This is a genomic window from Mesorhizobium erdmanii, from assembly GCF_013170725.1.
Lineage (GTDB): Bacteria > Pseudomonadota > Alphaproteobacteria > Rhizobiales > Rhizobiaceae > Mesorhizobium > Mesorhizobium erdmanii.
The window spans coordinates 4,048,712-4,067,065 of sequence record NZ_CP033361.1 but is presented as its reverse complement, the minus strand read 5'-3'; the positions used below and the strand labels follow the sequence as shown (position 1 = coordinate 4,067,065).

Sequence of the window (18,354 nt, the reverse complement as noted above, 5' to 3'; positions counted from 1 at the left end):
TGCCCGACAATTTGGCGCATTGGCTTGTAAACCGAAGGGGATCGGCGAAAGACAAGAACAATGGCGGAACGATCGCAAAACCTTCAGGACCTGTTCCTGAATTCAGTTCGCAAGAGCAAGAACCCGCTCACCATCTTCCTCATTAACGGCGTGAAGCTGACCGGCGTGGTCACTTCGTTCGACAATTTCTGTGTGCTGCTGCGCCGCGACGGTCACTCGCAACTCGTCTACAAGCACGCCATTTCCACGATCATGCCGAGCCAGCCGGTTCAGATGTTCGATGGCGAGGAAAGCCAGGGCGCCTGATTGGCACGTGAGAAGGACGCGGACGGCACGGTTCGCGGAAAACCAGCGCATCATCCCGGGACGGAAGCCAAGGGGCCGACCCGGGCTGTCGTCATCGTACCTGTGCTTGCCCGCCAGCCGCGCGGCGACGACGACACGAACCGTCCGCGACTGACGCGATCGGCCGACGCTCGCCATGACGAAGCGGTCGGCCTTGCCCGGGCTATCAACCTCGACCCTATCCATACGGCAGTCGTGACTGTCAACGATCCACGCCCGGCGACCTTGCTCGGCAGCGGCAAGGTCGAGGAGTTCGCCGAAATCGTCAAAGAGGGGCACGCCGAACTGGTCATCGTCGACCATCCGCTCACGCCCGTGCAGCAACGCAATCTCGAAAAGGAACTGAACGCCAAGGTGCTCGACCGCACCGGGTTGATCCTCGAGATTTTTGGCGAGCGCGCCCGAACCAAGGAAGGCACGCTGCAGGTCGAACTCGCCCATCTCAACTACCAGAAAGGGCGCCTAGTGCGCAGCTGGACCCACCTCGAGCGCCAGCGCGGCGGCGCCGGCTTCCTCGGCGGTCCCGGCGAAACCCAGATCGAATCCGACCGGCGGCAATTGCAGGAAAAGATCATCAAGCTGAAGCACGAGCTGGAAACGGTGCGTCGCACCCGCGACCTGCACCGCGCCAAGCGCAAGAAAGTGCCGTTCCCGGTGGTGGCGATCGTCGGCTACACCAATGCCGGCAAGTCGACGCTGTTCAACCGGCTGACTGGAGCGGATGTGCTGGCGCAGGACATGCTGTTTGCCACGCTCGACCCGACGTTGCGCCGCGTGCGCCTGCCGCATGGTACGCCGATCATCCTGTCGGATACGGTCGGTTTCATCTCGGACCTGCCGACGCATCTGATCGCGGCGTTTCGCGCGACGCTGGAAGAGGTGGTCGAGGCCGATCTCGTCATCCATCTGCGCGACATTTCCGATCCCGACACGGCGGCACAGGCCGAGGATGTCGAACGCATCCTGGCCGACCTTGGTGTCGACGCCGGTGATACCAAGCGCGTCATCGAAGTGTGGAACAAGATCGATCTGCTGGACGAAGGCAACAGGAGCAGGCTGCTTGCCGATGCCGCCGATGGCAGCAGGGGTCCGCCGATCGCCGTATCGGCGATATCAGGCGAGGGCATCGACGCGCTGAAAGCGCTCGTCGAGACACGCATGGCTGGCGAGCTCGAAGACCTGACGGTAACGATCGAGCCAGCGCAGTTCGGTCTTGTCGACTGGCTCTATCGCAATGGCGATATCGTTTCGCGCACTGACAATGAAGACGGCAGCGCCACCATCTCGCTCAAGGCCACGCAAAGCGCCCGCGAAGAGATCGAAAGCCGATTGCGGCGTAAAAACAACGGCTAACCCAAGGTAATTCCAGCAAAGCTGTATCGCGGTTTCCCATCGGAACTGCCGAGCTTAATTTGCAGTTTTTGCTTCCTGCCAGAGCGCTTCCATCTCGGCCAAGGTGGCTTTCTCCAGCGTGTTGCCGGACTTTTCCAAAGCCTGTTCGACATAGTGGAAGCGCGACCTGAATTTCTCGTTGGTGCCGCTCAGCGCCGCTTCCGAATCGAGCTTGAGATGTCGCCCGAGATTGACGACGGCGAACAGCATGTCGCCGAACTCGTCCTTGATCGAGGCCGTGTCGCCCTTGGCCAAGGCCTCGCGCAACTCGCCGATCTCTTCTTCGATCTTGTCGAGGATGGGGGCTGCCTCGCTCCAGTCGAAGCCGACACGGGCGGCCTTCTCCTGCAATTTGAGTGCTCGCGTGAGTGCGGGCAGGGCGACGGGAACGCTGTCCAGATACCCTTTGCCATTGTCTTCCGGGTCGAGGCCGCGCGCGAGCCGGGCTCGCCGCTTCTCCGCCTTTTCCTGCGCCTTGATCTTTTCCCACATGCCCTTGGCCATGCCGGCGCTGCGGGCTTTCTCGTCGCCGAAGACATGCGGGTGGCGACGGATCATCTTCGTCGTGATCGCCTGGACCACATCCGGGAAGGCAAACTCACCGGCTTCCTCAGCCATCTGCGCATGATAGACGACTTGCAGCAGGAGATCCCCGAGCTCGTCACGCAGATCGTCGAGGTCGCCGCGCGCGATGGCATCCGCCACCTCATAGGCTTCCTCGATCGTATAGGGCGCGATGGTCGAGAAATCCTGCTCGATGTCCCACGGGCAACCGGTCTTCGGCGCGCGCAGCGCCGCCATGATCTCGATCAGGCGCGAAATGTCCTTGGATGGCGTCATAGAGCGTATGCTATCGCGCCGCCCGGCGCCCGGCCAACGCTGTCAGCCGGCGAGGAGGGCTTGTCCACAGGCGAGCCGCTTCAGTCGAGCACGGAGACGATCGCCTTGGCGAGGTCGTCCATCCCATCCTCAGGCAGTCCGGCGACGTTGATGCGGCTGTCGCCGACCATGTAGACGCCATGTTCGGCACGCAGCCGCTCGACCTGCCCTTCCGTCAGGCCAAGCCGCGAGAACATGCCGCGATGGCTGGCGACGAAGTCGAAACGGTCGGAGTTGGACTGCCGGCGCAGCGCCTCGGCGAACTGGACGCGCAGCCGAAGCATGCGCAGGCGCATCTCTTCCAACTCGGCTTCCCAGTCGGCGCGGAGGCTGGCGTCTTCGAGCACGATGCGCACCGCGGCCGCACCATGGTCCGGCGGCATCGAATACATGGCGCGTGCCGCCGACAGCATCTGGCTCATCGCCACATCGGCCTGCGCGCTGTCCCTGGCCAGAACCATCGCCGCGCCGACACGGTCGCGGTAGACGGCAAAATTCTTCGAGCAGCTCGACGCGACAACCATTTCGGGCACTTTCGCAGCCAGCAGGCGCAGGCCGAGCGCGTCAGCCTCGAGGCCATCGCCAAAGCCCTGATAGGCGATGTCGACGAAGGGCAGCAGTCCGCGCTCGACGACCAGATCGGTGACGGCCTGCCACTGGGCCGCATCCAGATTGGCGCCGGTCGGATTGTGGCAACAGCCATGCAGCAGCACCACGTCGCCGCGCTCTGCCGTCAGCAACGCCGCCAGCATGTCGTCGAAACGCACAAATCCCGAAGCCGCATCGAAATAAGGGTATTCGCGGATCTGCAGGCCGGCGGCACGCATCACCGGCATATGGTTAGGCCAGGTCGGGTCCGACAGCCAGACAGTGGCGTCCGCACGCGTCCGCTTCAGCAATTCCGCCACCAGGCGCAGCGCCCCGGAGCCGCCAGGCGCCTGCGCCGCCCGGATACGCGTCATGTCCGCGCCCGGACCGAAGGCGAGCTTGGCCATCACCGCGTTGAAGCCGGCATCACCGGCAAGGCCGAGATAGGTTTTGGTGTCCTGGCTGTTCAGCAGCCGCTTTTCAGCCTCACGCACCGCACGCATAACCGGCGTCTTGCCGTCGCGATCCTTGTAGACGCCGACGCCGAGATCGACTTTGTTGGTGCGCGGATCGGCGCGGTAGAGGCCGATCAGGGCCAGGATCTTGTCGGCGGGGGCTGGCTGCAGGTCTTCGAACATCATTCTGGTTCCGTTTGCGCGGCGGAGTGATACGCAAATCGAAGGTGATGCACCAGCGCTTTTAGTTGCGCAAAACATAAGGCGGCACCCAGGGCGCGGCCTTTCGATCGAAACATAGCCGCAACGCAGCGTATGCGTCGCTTCGAATGCGGCTAAAGGGATTGCTGGCTGATGCTCGTAAGGCTGACGATGATCTGCAACGGCGCCACGGCCGCGACAAGGCGGGGTTCGTTTCCGCTCGACGAGCCGTTGGACCCGCGGTCGCTGACGCTGGCGAAGGCGATGCGCGGCATGCTGCGCCGTGCCGACCGTGTCTGGACAGCGCCGGCGCTTCGCGCCCGCCAGACCGCGGAGGCACTGGCGTTGGATGGATCGGTGGACCCGCTTCTGGCGGACCAGGACCATGGAAGCTGGGCCGGCAAGGGATTTGACGACGTCCAGGCGCAACAGCCCGAGGGCATCGCTGCATGGCTCACGGACCCCCACGCAGCACCGCATGGCGGCGAGTCGCTGGCCGACGTCGCTCATCGTTCGTCCGACTTCATGGACCGCTTGGTGGCCGAGCGGGGCCACACAATCGCGCTGACCCATGCCAGCGTTATTCGAACCGCGATCCTGCATGTTTTGGGTGCGCCGCTTGCCGCAAGCCGGAAGATCGACATCGAGCCGCTGAGCGTCACGGATTTTCGCAGCGACGGCCGCAGATGGGTCTTGCGCGCCTGCGGCGTAACTTTTCCCAAATCGGCAAAACCACTTCGCCCCTGAAAGCCAGGCTGGGCAAGGCGCGGCGAACGAAATCGGCTGACCTGACACAAGAAAAACCGGACGGCTCGGGATTAAAATCCCCACATGCTCCGTAAACAGGGCATGAAACGGTCGATGCCACGCTTTGACATCATAGGACAGCTCGGATCGCTGCGGCGCTACGCGCAGTCGTTGACGCGCGACAGCGCGGATGCCGAGGATCTCGTGCATGACGCTCTGGTACGCGCCTATGAGCGTCGCGGCACCTTCCGCTCCGGCGGAAACCTGCGGGCCTGGCTGCTGTCGATCGTCCATAACGCGTTTGTCGACCGCATGCGCTCGCGCCGCTCGGAAGCGGCACGGATCGAGCAGGCCGGATACGTCACCGACACCGCCACGCCGGCACCGCAGGAGCATTCGGTGCGCCTGGCGCAGGTGCGGGAGGCCTTCTTCAATTTACCGGAAGAGCAACGTTCGGCGCTGCATCTGGTCGCCATAGAGGGGCTTTCCTATCAGCAGGCGGCCAATGCGACCGGCGTGCCGCTGGGCACGTTGATGTCGCGCATCGGCAGGGCGCGTGCCGCCTTGCGCCAGATGGAGGACGCCGCTCCAGGGCGCGGCAAGAACCATCTCAGGATTGTCGGAGGTGAGCAATGAACGCTCTTGTCGACCCGGTCACCGACGCCGATCTCGACGCTTATGTCGACGAGCAGCTCGATGTCACCCGCCGCATCGAGGTCGAGGCATTCCTGTCGACACGTCCGGGGGCCGCCGCACGCGTGATGTCGGATCTACGGACCCGTGACGAACTGCGCGTGGCGCTTGCCGGTTCGAAAGGCATGCCGCGCCCGGCGACCGCTGACGCGGCACGCCGGCTGGAGAGGGGGCTTGTCCGTGGCCGCATCTTCGGCGCCTTGCAGCGCGCTGCCGCGGTTGCCGCTTTCGTTGCCGCCGGCTGGCTGGCGAACGGCATCATCGGTCCGATGTCGGTGACCAAGGTCGTCGCTTCGCCGCAGCCGCCTGCCTATGTCGATGAGGCGGTGCGCGCGCACAGAACCACGCTGGTGCGCGAAACCATGCCTTCGCAGCCGGTGGCGCCCAATTACAATGCCGGCGAGATCCGTGCCGCCACCGCCATCGTCATGCCGTCGCTGCCGAAGGACTGGAAGGTACGCGACGTCCAGATCTATCCGTCGCGCTTCGGCCCGAGCGTCGAGATGGCGGTCGACACCGGGGACATGGGCCTGGTGTCGCTGTTTGCGATCCGGCCGGGAACCTTCGACGTGGTCAAGCCGACCGTCGCGCCCTCGGGCGATATTTCCTCGGCCTATTTCCAGATCGGCGAAGTCGCCTACGCGGTGGTCGCGAAAAGCGGGGTCCATGACCTCGACCGCGCCGCCGAGACGCTCGCCAGAACGCTCTACTGACCGATCCACAAAGGAGACTGAGAATGAACACGCCCAATCTGGGATATCGCGTCGGCACCGGCGCTCAGGCCGGAGCCGTCTTCGACGAGGGCCTGCGCCAGCACATGCTGCGCGTCTACAACTATATGGGCCTTGGCCTCGTGGTCACCGGTCTGGTCGCCTTCATGGTGTCGTCGACGCCGGCGCTCTATGTCCCGATCTTCTCCAGCCCGCTGAAGTATGTGGTGATGCTGGCGCCGCTCGCCTTCGTCCTGCTGTTTTCGTTCAAGATGCAGACCATGTCGGCGGCCAGCGCGCAGATGATGTTCTGGGCCTTCTGCGCTGTGATGGGCCTGTCGCTCGCTTCCGTGTTCCTGGTTTTCACTGGAACCAGCATCGCACGTACCTTCTTCATCGCCGCCACCATGTTCGGCGCTACCAGCCTCTATGGCTACACGACCAGGCGCGACCTGACGCAGTTCTCGTCGTTCCTGATCATGGGCTTGATCGGCGTCGTGATCGCCAGCATCGTCAACATCTTCCTTGGCTCGACCGCGCTGCAGTTCGCCATTTCGGTGATCGGCATCGCCGTCTTCATCGGGCTGACCGCCTGGGACACGCAGACGATCAAGGAACAGTATGCCGAGAATTTCGACGCCGAATCGCGTCAGAAGCTGGCCGTCTTCGGCGCCTTCTCGCTCTATCTGAACTTCATCAACATCTTCCAGCTGCTGCTGAATTTCACCGGCGAGCGCGAGTAACGACTGTCCGCCGTGGGCAAGGGCGGGGTTCTCGCCCTTGATGCGGAGAGGTGGCCGGAGGAGAGATCCTCCGGCCACAATCCGTTCCGGCAGGACCAAGTGCGGCTTGAGTCCTCAAGAGCCTTTGCTAGTCTGCCTCGCGACAGCCTTCAAAACCGCGAGGACACATGGAACAGGACAGCCATACGCTTCATGGCGACGGTATCTCGGCTGTAATTGTCGGGCAGGGCGCCGAACTGGTTTCGCTGCGGGATGAGCAGGGGTTTGAGTTCCTGTGGCAGGCCGGGCCGGAGTGGCGCCGCCATTCACCGGTGCTGTTCCCGATCGTCGGCCGGCTGAAGGGCGACCAACTGCGCCATCGCGGCCGGACCTACCCGATGACGCAGCACGGCTTCGCCCGCGACAAGCCGTTTGTGTGGGCGCAGAGGGGGCCTCGGTCCTGCACGCTGGTGCTCACCCACGACGCCGATACGCGCGCGCATTATCCCTTCGCGTTTCGCCTTGCCGTGACCTATACGCTGGGCCGCCAGCAGCTTGCGGTGGCCTTGGAGGTCACCAACACCGGCGACGAGCCATTGCCGGCTTCGGTTGGCGCACATCCGGCCTTCAACTGGCCGCTATTGCCCGAGCTTTCCAAGGAAGCCTATCGGCTGGATTTTGCCGAGGCTGAGCCGCAGCCAATTCGCCGCCTCAAGGATGGGCTGCTGTTGCCAGCATCCCGGCCGACGCCAATCGAAGGCAGGACGCTGGCACTGGCCGAAAGCCTGTTCGACGACGACGCCGTCATCCTGGATCGGCCCGCGAGCACCAGCGTGCGCTACGCCGCGGACCATGGTCCGGCGATCGAAATGTCATGGCAGGGGGCAGAGGAACTCGGCATCTGGTCCAAGCCTGGCGGCGCGCCGTTCCTCTGCATCGAGCCCTGGCATGGCATCGCAAGCCCCGTCGACTTCGACGGCGAATTCAGCGACAAGCCCGGCGTGATGCTGATCGAGCCAGGCGCGACGCGTTCGCTGAGCTACTGGATTAATGTGGGCCGCTAGCCGGCGCGACCGCGCCGGCTCGGACAAGGACGCTCGAACCAGCATTCAGCCGATCTGCCGGACGATTGTGCCGATCACGTTGACGAGAAGGCGCGCGGCGGTCAGCGCCGACAGGCCGTCGATGTCGGCGGGCGGATAGAGCTCCACAAGGTCGAACCCGGCGATTTTGGCGCGCTTGCCGAGCCCCGCGATCAGATCGATCGCCTGCGTGTAGGAGAGGCCGCCGGGCGTACGCGCCGCCACGCCCGGCATGATTCCTGGGTCGAGACTGTCGCAGTCGAAGGTGACGACGACCCGCGCGCCTTCCGGAATATGCTGAAGGGCGGTTCCCACGCCCTGAGCATGGACCTCGCGTGCTGTGACGAAACGGCTGCCATAGTGCCGCGCCGCTTCGATTTCGGTACGGCGCGCGCTGCCGACGCTGCGCAGCCCGACCTGCACCATGCCGGCGACATGCGGCATCTCGCTCGCCCGGCGCATCGGGCTCGAATAACCGTAGCGTTCGCCATGCACCTCGTCGCGCCAGTCGATATGGGCATCGACCTGCAGGATCCAGACCGGCCCGTGATCGGCAAAGCCGGCAAGGAACGGGATGACGACGGAATCGTCACCGCCAAGCAGGATCGGCACCGCCGGCAAGGACAGCACCTCGCGCGTCTTCGCCTCGATCCGGGCCCGGTTGCCGGCATTGTCGTGCAGGCGAGTCGCGATGTCGCCGGCGTCGACGCAACAGACCGGCTTGCCGTCGAACAACGGGCCGCCGAGATCGAAATCCCAGTGCTCGAGAAGCGGGGCATCACCCTGGCTGGCTGCCCGGATGGCGTCGGCCGCCAAGGCATGGCCGCTGCTGTCCTTGCCGGGATAGGTGCTGCCGTGGCCGGCTCCGAAGATCACGGCACGGGGCATGCCGCCGTCGGTGAGGCGATCGGGGAGGCCGAGAAACGATGCGGTCATTTGATGGTCCTGACGATGGTGCGAACAGGGAGGTTATCGCGGCAAACGGCGTTCGCAAAGCAGCACACGAAAGTCGCATAAGATAGATTATGGAACTTACGTGTTGGCCAACGCCTGGGAATTGCTGCGGATTTTCATAGGCTTGGCTCGACCGAAGCGTGTTGCCTTGAGCTGATGGCCCGCGCTACGCTGCGTGGATGACGACAGCAAAGCGTGAGATTGAATCGGCGATCGAGGTGTTCGTGCACGGCTTCAGCACGGGCAGAAGCCGCATCTTTCCCTACGAGGCCAGCCGCGTTGGACCGTTGGTGCGCGATGCCGAGCGCAACAATCCTCGCGACTACCGTAGCGAAGAATGGGTCGTCCATGAAGTCAGGCCGAACGCCCGCATGAGATGCCGTTCGTATCACGCTGACTCATAAGGGATTTCGACCACCATGCCGTCATGGGCCGGCACCACGGTGTCCGGCGTCTCGGCCATCACCGTGGCGTAGTCCAGCGGCACATGCATATGCGTGAGCACGGCATTTTTGGGCGCCAGTTTCTCGATCCAGCCGAGCGCCTGGCCAAGCGACAGATGGCTGGGATGGGTGTTGTACTGCAGCGCGTCGATGACCAGCATTTCCAGGCCGCGCAGCCGGTCGGCGGTGGTATCGGGAAAGCCGCTGATATCAGGGCAATAGGCCATGCCGCCGATGCGAAAGCCGAGCGAGATAATGTCGCCATGGAACTGCGGCAGCGGCTCGAGGGTGAGGGCACCCCCCTCGCCTTTGATCACCACGGGCTTTGCGTGGTCGATGATATGGGCCCGCACGATCGGCGGATAGGAACTGCCCGGCGGCGTCTCGAAGCAATAGCCGAATGCCTGCCGCAGGCGCAGCATCGTCGGCTGGTCGGCATGGATGTCGATCAGGTGGCGCTGCTCGAGCACATAGCCGCGCAGATCGTCGATGCCGTGGATATGGTCGGCATGCGGGTGCGTGTAGACGACGGCATCGATGCGTTTGACCGAGGCGAGCAGCATCTGCTCGCGGAAATCCGGCCCGGTGTCGATGACCACGGTGGTACGGCCGCCATCGGCTGCAATCCGTTCGACCAGCGCTGCGGTGCGCATGCGCCGGTTTCTCGGATTGGCCGGGTCGCAATTGCCCCAGTCGCCGGTGATGCGCGGGATACCTGGTGACGAGCCGCAGCCGAGAATGGTGAGGCGCAGCCGGTCCGTCATCGTTCAGGCGCTCTGCGTGGCCGGCCGCGGCATCTTGCCGAACAGCCGGAAGAAATTGTTCGTGGTCAGATCAGCGATTTCAGTCTCACTGACACCGATCGTCTCCGCCAGCACCTTGGCGGTGTGCGCGACATAGGCCGGTTCATTGCGCTTGCCGCGAAACGGTATCGGCGCCAGGTAGGGTGCGTCTGTTTCGACGAGCAGCCGGTCATGCGGCACGTCGGCGGCGACGGCGCGCAGTTCGGCCGAATTCTTGAAGGTCAGGATGCCCGAGAACGACACGTAGCCGCCGAGCGAGACGCCGATTTCGGCGAGCCGGCGCCCCGACGAAAAACAATGCAGGATGAAGGGGAAGGCGCCCTTCCCTGTTTCATCATCGAGAATTGCTGCCATGTCGGCATCGGCGTCGCGCGAATGAATGACGAGAGGCAGGCCGGTCTCGCGAGCGGCGGCAATGTGATGGCGAAAACCCTGCGCCTGCGTATCGCGTGGCGCCTTGTCGTAGAAGTAGTCGAGCCCAGCCTCGCCGATCGCCACCACCTTCGGGTGAGCCGACAGACGCACGAGTTCGGCGGCGGTGACGTCGAGTTCTTCCGCCGCATTGTGGGGATGGGTGCCGACGGAGCAGTAGACCTCTTCGAAAGCATCAGCGATTTCAAGTATTTGCTGAAAGCGCTTCACACGGGTCGATATCGTCACCATGCGACCGATTCCGGCCGCCTTGGCGCGGGCGACAATGGCCGCCCGCTCCTCGGCGAAATCCGGAAAGTCCAGATGGCAATGGCTGTCGACGAGCATCAGGCGCTCGCCTCGGGCTTGTCGTAGCGCGGAAAGACCCCCTCCGGCGCCGGCAATGGGGTGCCGGGTACAAGCGCATAGTCGGCGTGGACATGCGCGAAGTGACGATTGTCGGCCGGCACCGCCAGCAGGTCGAGCAGCTTCGCCGCCGATCCCGGAACGAAGGGTTGGCACAGCACCGCCACGCGCCGCACAACTTCGGCGGTGGTCCACAGCACCGTCTCCATGCGCTCCGGGTTGGTCTTCCTCAGAGCCCAGGGTTCCTGTCCGGCGAAATAGCGATCGGCTTCCGCCACCACTCCGAAGATCGCCGCCAGCGCCAGATGAATGCCTTGCTCGGCCATCGCCATGCGCGCGGTGGCCAGGGCGGCCACCGCCTGATCCAGGATGGCGCTGTCGGCGTCCGTCATCTCGCCGCGCTTCGGCACCACGCCGCCGCAGTTCTTGGCGATCATCGAGAGCGAGCGCTGCGCCAGATTACCGAGGCCGTTGGCAAGGTCGGCGTTGGTGCGGTTGACGATCGCTTCATGGCTGTAGCTGCCGTCCTGGCCGAACGGCACTTCGCGCAGGAAGAAGTAACGCACCTGGTCGAGGCCGTAGTGTTCTACCATGGTGAACGGGTCGATGACGTTGCCGACCGATTTCGACATCTTCTCGCCGCGGTTGAACAAAAAGCCGTGGCCGAAAACGCGCTTCGGCAGCGGGATTCCGGCCGACATCAGGAAGGCCGGCCAGTAAACCGTATGGAAGCGCACAATGTCCTTGCCGATAATGTGCGCGTCGGCTGGCCAGAACCGCCATTTCTCATCATTTTCATCGGGATAGCCGACGCCGGTGATGTAATTGGTCAACGCGTCTACCCACACATACATCACATGCTTGTCATCGCCTGGCACCGGCACGCCCCAGTCGAAGGTGGTGCGCGAGATCGACAGATCCTTCAGTCCCGATTTGACGAAGCTCATCACCTCGTTGCGGCGCTCGGCCGGTCCGATGAAATCGGGCTGGCTTTCGTAAAGCGCGATGAGCTTGTCCTGGTAGGCCGAAAGGCGGAAGAAATAACTCTCCTCCTCGACCCATTCGACCGGCGTTCCCTGCGGCCCATAGCGGACATTGTCGGGACGGACTTCGGTCTCCTCCTCGCCGTAATAGGCTTCATCGCGCACGGAGTACCAACCGGCATAGCCGCCCTTGTAGATGTCGCCGTTGGCGTCCATCGCCTTCCAGATCGCCTGCGAGGACGCGTAATGGCGCTCTTCGGTGGTGCGGATGAAATCGTCGTTGGAGGCATTGAGCGCCGTCGCCATGCGCTTGAAGTCGGCCGAATTGCGGTCGGCCAGTTCGCGCGCCGAAATGCCTTCGCGCTTCGCCGTCTGCAGCATCTTGATACCGTGCTCATCGGTGCCGGTGAGGAAGAACACTTGCTTGCCGTCGAGCCGCTGGAAGCGTGCAAGCGCGTCGGTGGCGATCAGTTCGTAGGCATGGCCGATATGTGGCTTGCCGTTGGGATAGGAAATCGCTGTCGTGATGTAGAAAGTGTCGCGTGACATGAATGAACCATCATGAATATCTGAATGGAAGCCGTGGCGGTGGATATCGCATCGGAATGGCGATTGCCATCCCGGTGCCGATGCATGCCACTCAAAAGTTGCCCCGGTTTTGGGGCAACGGCATGCACCAAAAAGGCCGTCACATTCGCATCGCAGAATTCAGGCGGTCGATCATGTTCAAGGCGTGCTGCTTCTTGTCGAGATTGTAGGTATCGGTTTCAGATATAGCGTCCAGCGCCTCATGCCAAGTGTCCGATAGTGTCTTCGCCCTTGCGAGATCGCCGGCCAGGGCAGCCCGGCTTGCCGCATCCGACAACAGGTCGAGCGCACGACGGTTGAAGATATCGAACTGGATCGCCTGGTCGCGTCCAGCGACGGCTTCGGCAAGCCGATAGGCTCCGCCAATGTCGCCTCTTCCCTTCGCTACCAGCGCATCGAGCGTCTCGGCGATTTCCAGCCCGCCATATTGCGTCAAAAGGATCGCGTTGCGCGCGCTGCCCCCTGCCCGCTCGACCAGTGCTGTCCTTGCGGCCGGATCGTCCGGCGGGGGCGGTTCGGCCGTCCGCAGCACCGCCAGCAAATCGTCGGCGTCGAGCGGTGTCAGGCGTATCACCTGGCAGCGCGAACGGATCGTCGGCAGCAGGCTGCCCGGCGCATGGACGATCAGAATGAACAGCGTTCGTGCCGGCGGTTCCTCGAGATTCTTCAGCAAGGCGTTGGCGGCATTGGCATTCATGTCATCGGCCGGGTCGACGATGACGACCCGGTAGCTGCCGTCATGCGAGGTCATCGACAGGAAGCGGCTGACCCTGCGGATCTCGTCGACGGTAACGACGGTCTTGAAGCTCTTGGTCTTGTCGTTCAGCGGCCGGGTCAGATGCAGCACGCCTGGATGCGCGCCGGTCGCGATCTGACGAAACAGTGGCGAGGCCGGATCGGGTACGGCAAGGTTTTCCGGCGCTTGTTCGAAGGCTGGATGCCTCAGCAGATGATGGGCCAGATGGAAGGCCAGCGTCGCCTTGCCGATGCCGACCGGTCCGGCGAATATCAACGCATGCGGCAGCTTTCCCGAGCGATAGGCGGTGGCGAGCATCTCGGCCGCCTGCCCGTGCCCGACCAGACGAGGCGTTTCGGACGGTTCGGGCACGCCGTCCAGCGTATCATGCTGTTCGGGCGCGATGCGTTCGAAGATCATACCGGTGCGACCTGCCTGTTGCGTGCGGGTGCCCTCGCCTCCAGAGCCGCGAAGACGGCGGCGGTGACGACGTGCTCGACCGTATCGGGATCGGCGGATGCGTCGATGACGATACAGCGTTCCGGCTCTGCCGCGGCGATCGCCAGAAAGGCATCGCGGCGGGCCTGGTGGATGGCCAGCGTCTCCTTCTCGAAGCGGTCCGCGCCGGCATCGCTGCCGCGCCGCACCGTCGCGCGCCTGAGGCCCTCGGCCGGATCGATATCGAAGATCAGCGTCATGTCGGGCATCATGCCGTTGATGGCGACTTGCTCCAACTCAGCCATGAACGCCGGGTCGATCCCGCCGGTGACGCCTTGGTAGACCCGCGAGGAATCCAGGAAACGATCGCAAAGCACGACGGAGCCGCGCTCGACCGCCGGCCGGATGACTTGCTCGACATGATCGGAGCGAGCGGCGGCGAAGAGCAGCGCTTCCATCTTCGGTCCGAATGGCTCCGCGGCGCCTGAAAGCAGCACATGCCTGACCGCTTCGGCGCCAGGCGAGCCGCCCGGTTCGCGCGTCAGCAGGACGTCATACTTCTTGGCGCGCATCTTCCTTGCCAGCCGCTCGATCTGCGTCGACTTGCCTGCGCCTTCGCCGCCTTCGAAGGTGATGAAAAATCCGCGCGTCAATCGAAACGGCCTTTGTCCAGGTTGGAGTGGATTGTTGCGCTCTAAAGCGCGCCGCATCGAAACGAATCAACGCGCCTTAAGCTTTTGTTTTCATGCATGTCGTTGTCCCAAAACCGCTACGCACCCTTGGGCGACATGCATTAGATAGTCCGCGTTCGGGGAAACGTCCATGCCGTGGGTGTTATCGCAGCCAGCCGATTGCCAGTTCCTTGACGGCATCGAGCGCGCGCTGCGGCAACGTGCCGACGGCGATCGACTCAGCCGCGAAAAGCGGCGTCTCCTGGCTCAGCGTGTCGCCGATCCAGACGCGCAAAGCACCTACCGGCTGCCCCTCCTCGACGGGTGCGGCGACCGGGCCGGTGTAGACGATCCTGGCCGTCAGCTTGTCGCGGTTGGTGATCGGCAGGAAAATGGCGATCGGCCCTTTTGCCTTCAGCGTGACGCCGGATTTCGCACCGCCAAAAACCTGTGCCTCTCCGACCACCTCGTCCTTGGCGAAGATTTCGGTCTTCTCGAAGGAGCGAACGCCCCAGTCGAGCAGTTTGCGCGCCTCTTCGGCGCGTTCCTTGTCATTGGCCAGCCCGCTCATCGCCGCGATCACCCGTGTGCCGTCGTGGCTGACCGAAGCGACGATGCCGAAGCCGGCCGCCTCGCTCGCGCCGACCGCCAGACCGTCAGCGCCGATGTCCATGGCCAGCAGCGGGTTGCGGTTCCTCTGCGAGATCTTGTTCCAGGTGAAATCCTTCAAGCTATAGTAGCGATAGAAATCCGGGTAATCGCGCCATAGATGCAGGGCCAGCTGCGCCAATTCGCGCACGGTCGTCTGCTGGCCGTCGGCCGGCAGTCCGGTCGAATTGACGAAGGTCGACGTCTTCAGGCCAAGCTGGCGCGCGCGCTCGGTCATCTGCGCCGCGAAATTGTCCTCCGATCCGGCCATGCCTTCGGCGATGACGATGCAGCCGTCATTGGCGGCCTGCACGGTCACGCCCTGGATCAAATCCTCTAGCCGGATCGCCGATTTGAGCTTGGCGAACATCGTCGACGTTCCCGATGGCGCGCCGCCCTTGCGCCAGGCGTTTTCGCTCACCACGAACGTGTCGTCGAGTTTGAGGCGTCCGGACTTGATGGCGTTAAAAACCACTTCCATGGTCATCAACTTGGCCATCGAAGCGGGCGGAATCGGCTTGTCGGCGTCTTTCGAAAACAGCACCGTGCCGGTGTCGGCATCGATCATGAAGGCCTGGGTTGCCTTGGTCTCGAAAAGCTGCGCCTGGGCCGGAGCGAGGCAAAGCAGCAGCAAGGCCAGTCCGAGGAAGCCGGCAAATGGCGGAAAGGCGCGCAACTGCATGAAATCTCGACCCGTTCGCCGGTTTTGGCACAGCCAAGCTAGCAGGGTTTTTTCCGCCGGATCAACCGCGCGGGCAAAATAGATCAGTTGCGCACAGCCAGGGCGTCCGGTGCACCGTGCGACCATGCCGCCCGCAGCAACTCGTCCAGCCCGCCATGGCCATTCGGATAGAGATTGACCGCATACCAGTCATTGCCGTCGAGGTCGGAGCGCTGGATCTCCGTTCTGCCGAAAGGTTGAAGCGCCGCGGCCACGCGCTTGGCTTCCGCGGCGTCGTCGAACGTTCCAGCGGCAACGTAGTCGGCGCTGGACGGCGACGCCTGCGGATTAGACTTTTTCCACGACCGCAGGATGTCGGCGGGCGCCATGCCGCTATCGTCCAGCGCGGCAAAGACATCGGCGCGCTGCACGCGTTCATCCGCGTAGGACAGCGAAGCCATGGCGAACGGCGACTGCGCCGGCAGGCCGATGTCGGGACGTTCCGGCACGATCGGTCCGAAGTCGGGCAGCATCAGGTCGCCGAAAGCCGGCGCCTGCGCTGACAGGGATGGCTGCGCGGCGAATGCCTCGCCGGAATTCGTCAACTGGCCGGGGAACGGCACGGCAGCCGCGCCCACCGGCACGCTGGGCGACGGCCCGTTCATGGCCACCATGACGCCGGTCGGCAGGCCATCCGACGGATCCGGAATCCGGTTGCCCGGGTGATAGGATGCCATCAGATACTGGTCATCGTCGCCATCGAGCGGCGCGCGGCCGACATATTCGACCTTGACCTTAGCGGTGCCGACCTTGGCGTAGTCGAGCATCTGCGCCGCGCGCTCCGAGACGTCGATGATGCGGCCCTCATGATACGGCCCCCGGTCGTTGACGCGCACGATGACCGAACTGCCGGTTTCAAGGTTGGTGACGCGGGCGTAGCTCGGCAGCGGCATGGTCGGATGCGCCGCGGTCAGATGCGTCATGTCGTAGACTTCGCCATTGGCGGTCAGTCGGCCATGGAAGGCGTCGCCATACCAGGAGGCCAGGCCGACCTTGGCGTAACGCTTTTCTTCCTTCGGGTAATACCACTTGCCGCGCACCTGGTAGGGCTTGCCGAGCTGGTCACGGCCGCCGCCGCGCCGCATGAAATTGACGCGTGGGCTCGCCTTCACGCCATATTCGGTCTCGGCGAAATATTCCTTGGAGCGCGGCTTGGTGTTCACCATCGCTTTCGGCTCGGGCTGCGAGGCGCAAGCCGCCAGCAAGGCAGCCGACGCGGCAAGAAGCGTGAGCGTCGAAGCGCGACGAAGACGCGTCGTAGCCTGCATTTTTCCCGAAATCCCCTACAGTCTCAATCAAGACGCCGTCGTTTGAACAGCAGAGGAGCCAAAACACTCGCTCGACATTACCAACGAAGCCTTGAACCCCGATCCTTTGTGCACAGGAATTGTTTATCACGATATTAACCGATTGTGGCCGGAACCGGGCAAGATTGTGGCGTCACCTCTCCCTCGACCGGCTGGGAACGCACGCGCGCACGCATGCCGGTTGACAGGCCTTTGCCGGGCACACTAGAGCAGTCGCATGTGACGCAGTCACTGGAGGGATGGCCGAGCGGTTTAAGGCACCGGTCTTGAAAACCGGCGTGGGCGCAAGTTCACCGTGGGTTCGAATCCCACTCCCTCCGCCATATAGCGTTGAAATATCTATATAATCTTTCGCTTTACTGATCCTGCGCACAAGATTGCGAACATGGCAAATCCAGTTACCGTTAAGAATTCCGTCGTCGAACAGATTTCGGTCGGGACTTTTGGTGCGCTCGGTGGATTCGGGCAAGCCGGGCTGGTAATGCACCGGAAATCCGGAATTATTCCCCTTTTGCCGTAGACATCGCCGACGCGCATCAAGTTGCGAGCCGCTGGACCCCGAAAGCCATGCCAACGTCATCCCATTTCCGCGACGCCGCAAGGCATAGTGACGCGGCCGCGTGCCTTTCCCTTGCATTTTAGCTAATTCGAATGTGAGTGTGATCGGAAATTCGAGCGGGGGCTCATGATCGCAGACCTGTTTCTCACCGGAATTGCCGGGTTCGCAATCCTTATTCCGCTGTACTTCATCCTCAGATAGATGCGTTAAAGCCAAGAAGGGCGGCCCGCCAGCGCGCCATCCCGCCGACCGCCTCCGCGACACCGCCGAAGCGCCCCGCGCGTCCTGGCGCCTCTCCCAGGCGGGCAAGGAACCGCTGTTCAGACCCATAGCCCACTGCCGCAGGTGACACAGGGCAGCGGGCCATTGGTTCGGCGGGTGGAGGCCCGCTGAGCAGGGAGTGCAGTCCGCTGCCGACATTGACCATAAGCCAGCCTTGGCTCGATCTGCGACTTACGGATTCGTAAGGGGAGATACGATCGCTTGCGCGTCCTGGCGGCTCGCTGTGGCGGCAAGGAAGCGTTCTGCCGACTCTGCGCGGTGTCGCGCTAAGGCCTCCTGCTGCAGGCGCTCCCGCTCGAGGCGATATTCCTCAGGCAGCGGCTGCCAGTCTTTCGGCTTCAGCTTCACGCACCATTTTTCGCCGCGGTAGCCCCAGTGGACGATGCCGACGAGATCCGAGCCGTCGAACCAGCATGAGACGTTGAGCTTCGCGAAGTGCAGCGGCCTCGCCGCCCACCAGACCTTTTCTATATGGGTGTCGCCGTCGCTGTCATGTTTCCAAGGCGCCCAGCCTCGACCAGGCCGCTCGACAAGCTCGTGATCCTGCAAAGGGGCACCTCATCGCTGGAAGGTGTCTTGGATATGCATAAGTCGCCGCTTATCGGCAAGCCGCGCGAGGACGATCAACCA

General features: G+C 63.4%; 18 protein-coding genes and 1 tRNA gene. 8 read left to right on the top strand and 11 right to left on the bottom strand.

Features of this window, described 5'->3' with window-relative positions:
* Positions 1–60: 60 nt before the first annotated feature.
* Complete coding sequence (gene hfq / locus EB233_RS19715; RefSeq protein WP_006202172.1) at positions 61–306, top strand: RNA chaperone Hfq; 246 nt, start codon at positions 61–63, stop codon at positions 304–306.
* The gene (hflX, locus tag EB233_RS19710) at positions 307–1,698 is read left to right on the top strand and encodes a GTPase HflX (protein ID WP_064988721.1); all 1,392 of its coding nucleotides are present in this window, start codon (positions 307–309) and stop codon (positions 1,696–1,698) included. It abuts the gene before it with no gap.
* Between the two features lie 54 nt (positions 1,699–1,752).
* Here hflX and mazG read toward each other — a convergent pair whose 3' ends face one another.
* Positions 1,753–2,577 carry a nucleoside triphosphate pyrophosphohydrolase gene (mazG, locus tag EB233_RS19705; protein WP_027054253.1) on the bottom strand — a complete coding sequence of 275 codons (825 nt, stop codon included), beginning with the start codon at positions 2,575–2,577 and terminating at the stop codon, positions 1,753–1,755.
* Positions 2,578–2,657: 80 nt separating this feature from the next.
* The gene (locus EB233_RS19700) at positions 2,658–3,842 is read right to left on the bottom strand and encodes an amino acid aminotransferase (protein WP_064988859.1); all 1,185 of its coding nucleotides are present in this window, start codon (positions 3,840–3,842) and stop codon (positions 2,658–2,660) included.
* Positions 3,843–4,013: 171 nt separating this feature from the next.
* Between EB233_RS19700 and EB233_RS19695 the strand changes: the two genes are divergently transcribed.
* From EB233_RS19695 to EB233_RS19675, 5 genes are all read left to right on the top strand, one after another.
* Positions 4,014–4,607: a histidine phosphatase family protein gene (locus EB233_RS19695; protein ID WP_064988720.1), complete on the top strand. Its 594-nt coding sequence runs from the start codon at positions 4,014–4,016 to the stop codon at positions 4,605–4,607.
* A gap of 84 nt (positions 4,608–4,691) precedes the next feature.
* On the top strand, positions 4,692–5,243 hold the full coding sequence (locus EB233_RS19690) for a sigma-70 family RNA polymerase sigma factor (RefSeq protein WP_064988719.1): 552 nt from the start codon (positions 4,692–4,694) through the stop codon (positions 5,241–5,243).
* The gene (locus tag EB233_RS19685) at positions 5,240–6,013 is read left to right on the top strand and encodes an anti-sigma factor family protein (RefSeq protein WP_064988718.1); all 774 of its coding nucleotides are present in this window, start codon (positions 5,240–5,242) and stop codon (positions 6,011–6,013) included. The genes EB233_RS19690 and EB233_RS19685 overlap by 4 nt, the downstream gene beginning before the upstream one ends.
* A 23-nt stretch (positions 6,014–6,036) precedes the next feature.
* Positions 6,037–6,753, top strand: coding sequence for a Bax inhibitor-1/YccA family protein (locus tag EB233_RS19680; protein ID WP_027054249.1), 717 nt, complete (start codon positions 6,037–6,039; stop codon positions 6,751–6,753).
* A gap of 167 nt (positions 6,754–6,920) precedes the next feature.
* Positions 6,921–7,796, top strand: coding sequence for an aldose 1-epimerase family protein (locus EB233_RS19675; RefSeq protein ID WP_064988717.1), 876 nt, complete (start codon positions 6,921–6,923; stop codon positions 7,794–7,796).
* A 45-nt stretch (positions 7,797–7,841) separates the two neighbouring features.
* Here the strand turns inward: EB233_RS19675 and EB233_RS19670 are convergent, their stop codons facing one another.
* The 8 genes from EB233_RS19670 to EB233_RS19635 form a co-directional block, all read right to left on the bottom strand.
* Positions 7,842–8,750, bottom strand: a complete 909-nt coding sequence (locus EB233_RS19670; protein ID WP_064988716.1) for an agmatinase — start codon at positions 8,748–8,750, stop codon at positions 7,842–7,844.
* Between the two features lie 406 nt (positions 8,751–9,156).
* Complete coding sequence (locus EB233_RS19665) at positions 9,157–9,975, bottom strand: MBL fold metallo-hydrolase (RefSeq protein ID WP_064988714.1); 819 nt, start codon at positions 9,973–9,975, stop codon at positions 9,157–9,159.
* Positions 9,976–9,978: 3 nt separating this feature from the next.
* Positions 9,979–10,773: a TatD family hydrolase gene (locus EB233_RS19660; RefSeq protein WP_064988713.1), complete on the bottom strand. Its 795-nt coding sequence runs from the start codon at positions 10,771–10,773 to the stop codon at positions 9,979–9,981.
* Positions 10,773–12,323 (bottom strand): methionine--tRNA ligase, encoded by a 1,551-nt coding sequence (metG, locus tag EB233_RS19655; RefSeq protein ID WP_064988712.1) that lies wholly within the window; start codon positions 12,321–12,323, stop codon positions 10,773–10,775. The genes EB233_RS19660 and metG overlap by 1 nt, the downstream gene beginning before the upstream one ends.
* Before the next feature lie 139 nt (positions 12,324–12,462).
* A complete protein-coding gene (locus EB233_RS19650; protein WP_064988711.1) occupies positions 12,463–13,518 on the bottom strand; it encodes a DNA polymerase III subunit delta' in 1,056 nt (351 codons plus the stop codon).
* Positions 13,515–14,189 carry a dTMP kinase gene (gene tmk, locus EB233_RS19645; protein ID WP_027054212.1) on the bottom strand — a complete coding sequence of 225 codons (675 nt, stop codon included), beginning with the start codon at positions 14,187–14,189 and terminating at the stop codon, positions 13,515–13,517. Before tmk ends, EB233_RS19650 begins: the two co-directional genes overlap by 4 nt.
* Positions 14,190–14,370: 181 nt before the next feature.
* Positions 14,371–15,537, bottom strand: a complete 1,167-nt coding sequence (locus EB233_RS19640; RefSeq protein WP_064988710.1) for a D-alanyl-D-alanine carboxypeptidase family protein — start codon at positions 15,535–15,537, stop codon at positions 14,371–14,373.
* An 83-nt stretch (positions 15,538–15,620) separates the two neighbouring features.
* Positions 15,621–16,844, bottom strand: a complete 1,224-nt coding sequence (locus EB233_RS19635) for a septal ring lytic transglycosylase RlpA family protein (RefSeq protein WP_064988709.1) — start codon at positions 16,842–16,844, stop codon at positions 15,621–15,623.
* A gap of 272 nt (positions 16,845–17,116) precedes the next feature.
* Between EB233_RS19635 and EB233_RS19630 the strand changes: the two genes are divergently transcribed.
* A tRNA-Ser gene (locus EB233_RS19630) sits at positions 17,117–17,206 on the top strand.
* Positions 17,207–17,895: 689 nt separating this feature from the next.
* Here EB233_RS19630 and EB233_RS19625 read toward each other — a convergent pair.
* Positions 17,896–18,273, bottom strand: a complete 378-nt coding sequence (locus EB233_RS19625) for a hypothetical protein (protein ID WP_064988708.1) — start codon at positions 18,271–18,273, stop codon at positions 17,896–17,898.
* Positions 18,274–18,354 lie beyond the last annotated feature (81 nt).

Excerpts from the sequence above, each read along its gene's own strand:
- EB233_RS19700 (WP_064988859.1), bottom strand. The coding sequence starts at position 3,842 with ATGTTCGAAGACCTGCAGCCAGCCCCCGCCGACAAGATCCTGGCCCTG.
- EB233_RS19650 (WP_064988711.1), bottom strand. The coding sequence starts at position 13,518 with ATGATCTTCGAACGCATCGCGCCCGAACAGCATGATACGCTGGACGGC.
- EB233_RS19635 (WP_064988709.1), bottom strand. The coding sequence starts at position 16,844 with ATGCAGGCTACGACGCGTCTTCGTCGCGCTTCGACGCTCACGCTTCTT.
- EB233_RS19685 (WP_064988718.1), top strand. The coding sequence starts at position 5,240 with ATGAACGCTCTTGTCGACCCGGTCACCGACGCCGATCTCGACGCTTAT.
- EB233_RS19670 (WP_064988716.1), bottom strand. The coding sequence starts at position 8,750 with ATGACCGCATCGTTTCTCGGCCTCCCCGATCGCCTCACCGACGGCGGC.
- EB233_RS19680 (WP_027054249.1), top strand. The coding sequence starts at position 6,037 with ATGAACACGCCCAATCTGGGATATCGCGTCGGCACCGGCGCTCAGGCC.
- hfq (WP_006202172.1), top strand. The coding sequence starts at position 61 with ATGGCGGAACGATCGCAAAACCTTCAGGACCTGTTCCTGAATTCAGTT.
- EB233_RS19640 (WP_064988710.1), bottom strand. The coding sequence starts at position 15,537 with ATGCAGTTGCGCGCCTTTCCGCCATTTGCCGGCTTCCTCGGACTGGCC.
- metG (WP_064988712.1), bottom strand. The coding sequence starts at position 12,323 with ATGTCACGCGACACTTTCTACATCACGACAGCGATTTCCTATCCCAAC.
- mazG (WP_027054253.1), bottom strand. The coding sequence starts at position 2,577 with ATGACGCCATCCAAGGACATTTCGCGCCTGATCGAGATCATGGCGGCG.
- EB233_RS19660 (WP_064988713.1), bottom strand. The coding sequence starts at position 10,773 with ATGCTCGTCGACAGCCATTGCCATCTGGACTTTCCGGATTTCGCCGAG.
- EB233_RS19690 (WP_064988719.1), top strand. The coding sequence starts at position 4,692 with ATGCTCCGTAAACAGGGCATGAAACGGTCGATGCCACGCTTTGACATC.
- EB233_RS19695 (WP_064988720.1), top strand. The coding sequence starts at position 4,014 with ATGCTCGTAAGGCTGACGATGATCTGCAACGGCGCCACGGCCGCGACA.
- EB233_RS19675 (WP_064988717.1), top strand. The coding sequence starts at position 6,921 with ATGGAACAGGACAGCCATACGCTTCATGGCGACGGTATCTCGGCTGTA.
- EB233_RS19665 (WP_064988714.1), bottom strand. The coding sequence starts at position 9,975 with ATGACGGACCGGCTGCGCCTCACCATTCTCGGCTGCGGCTCGTCACCA.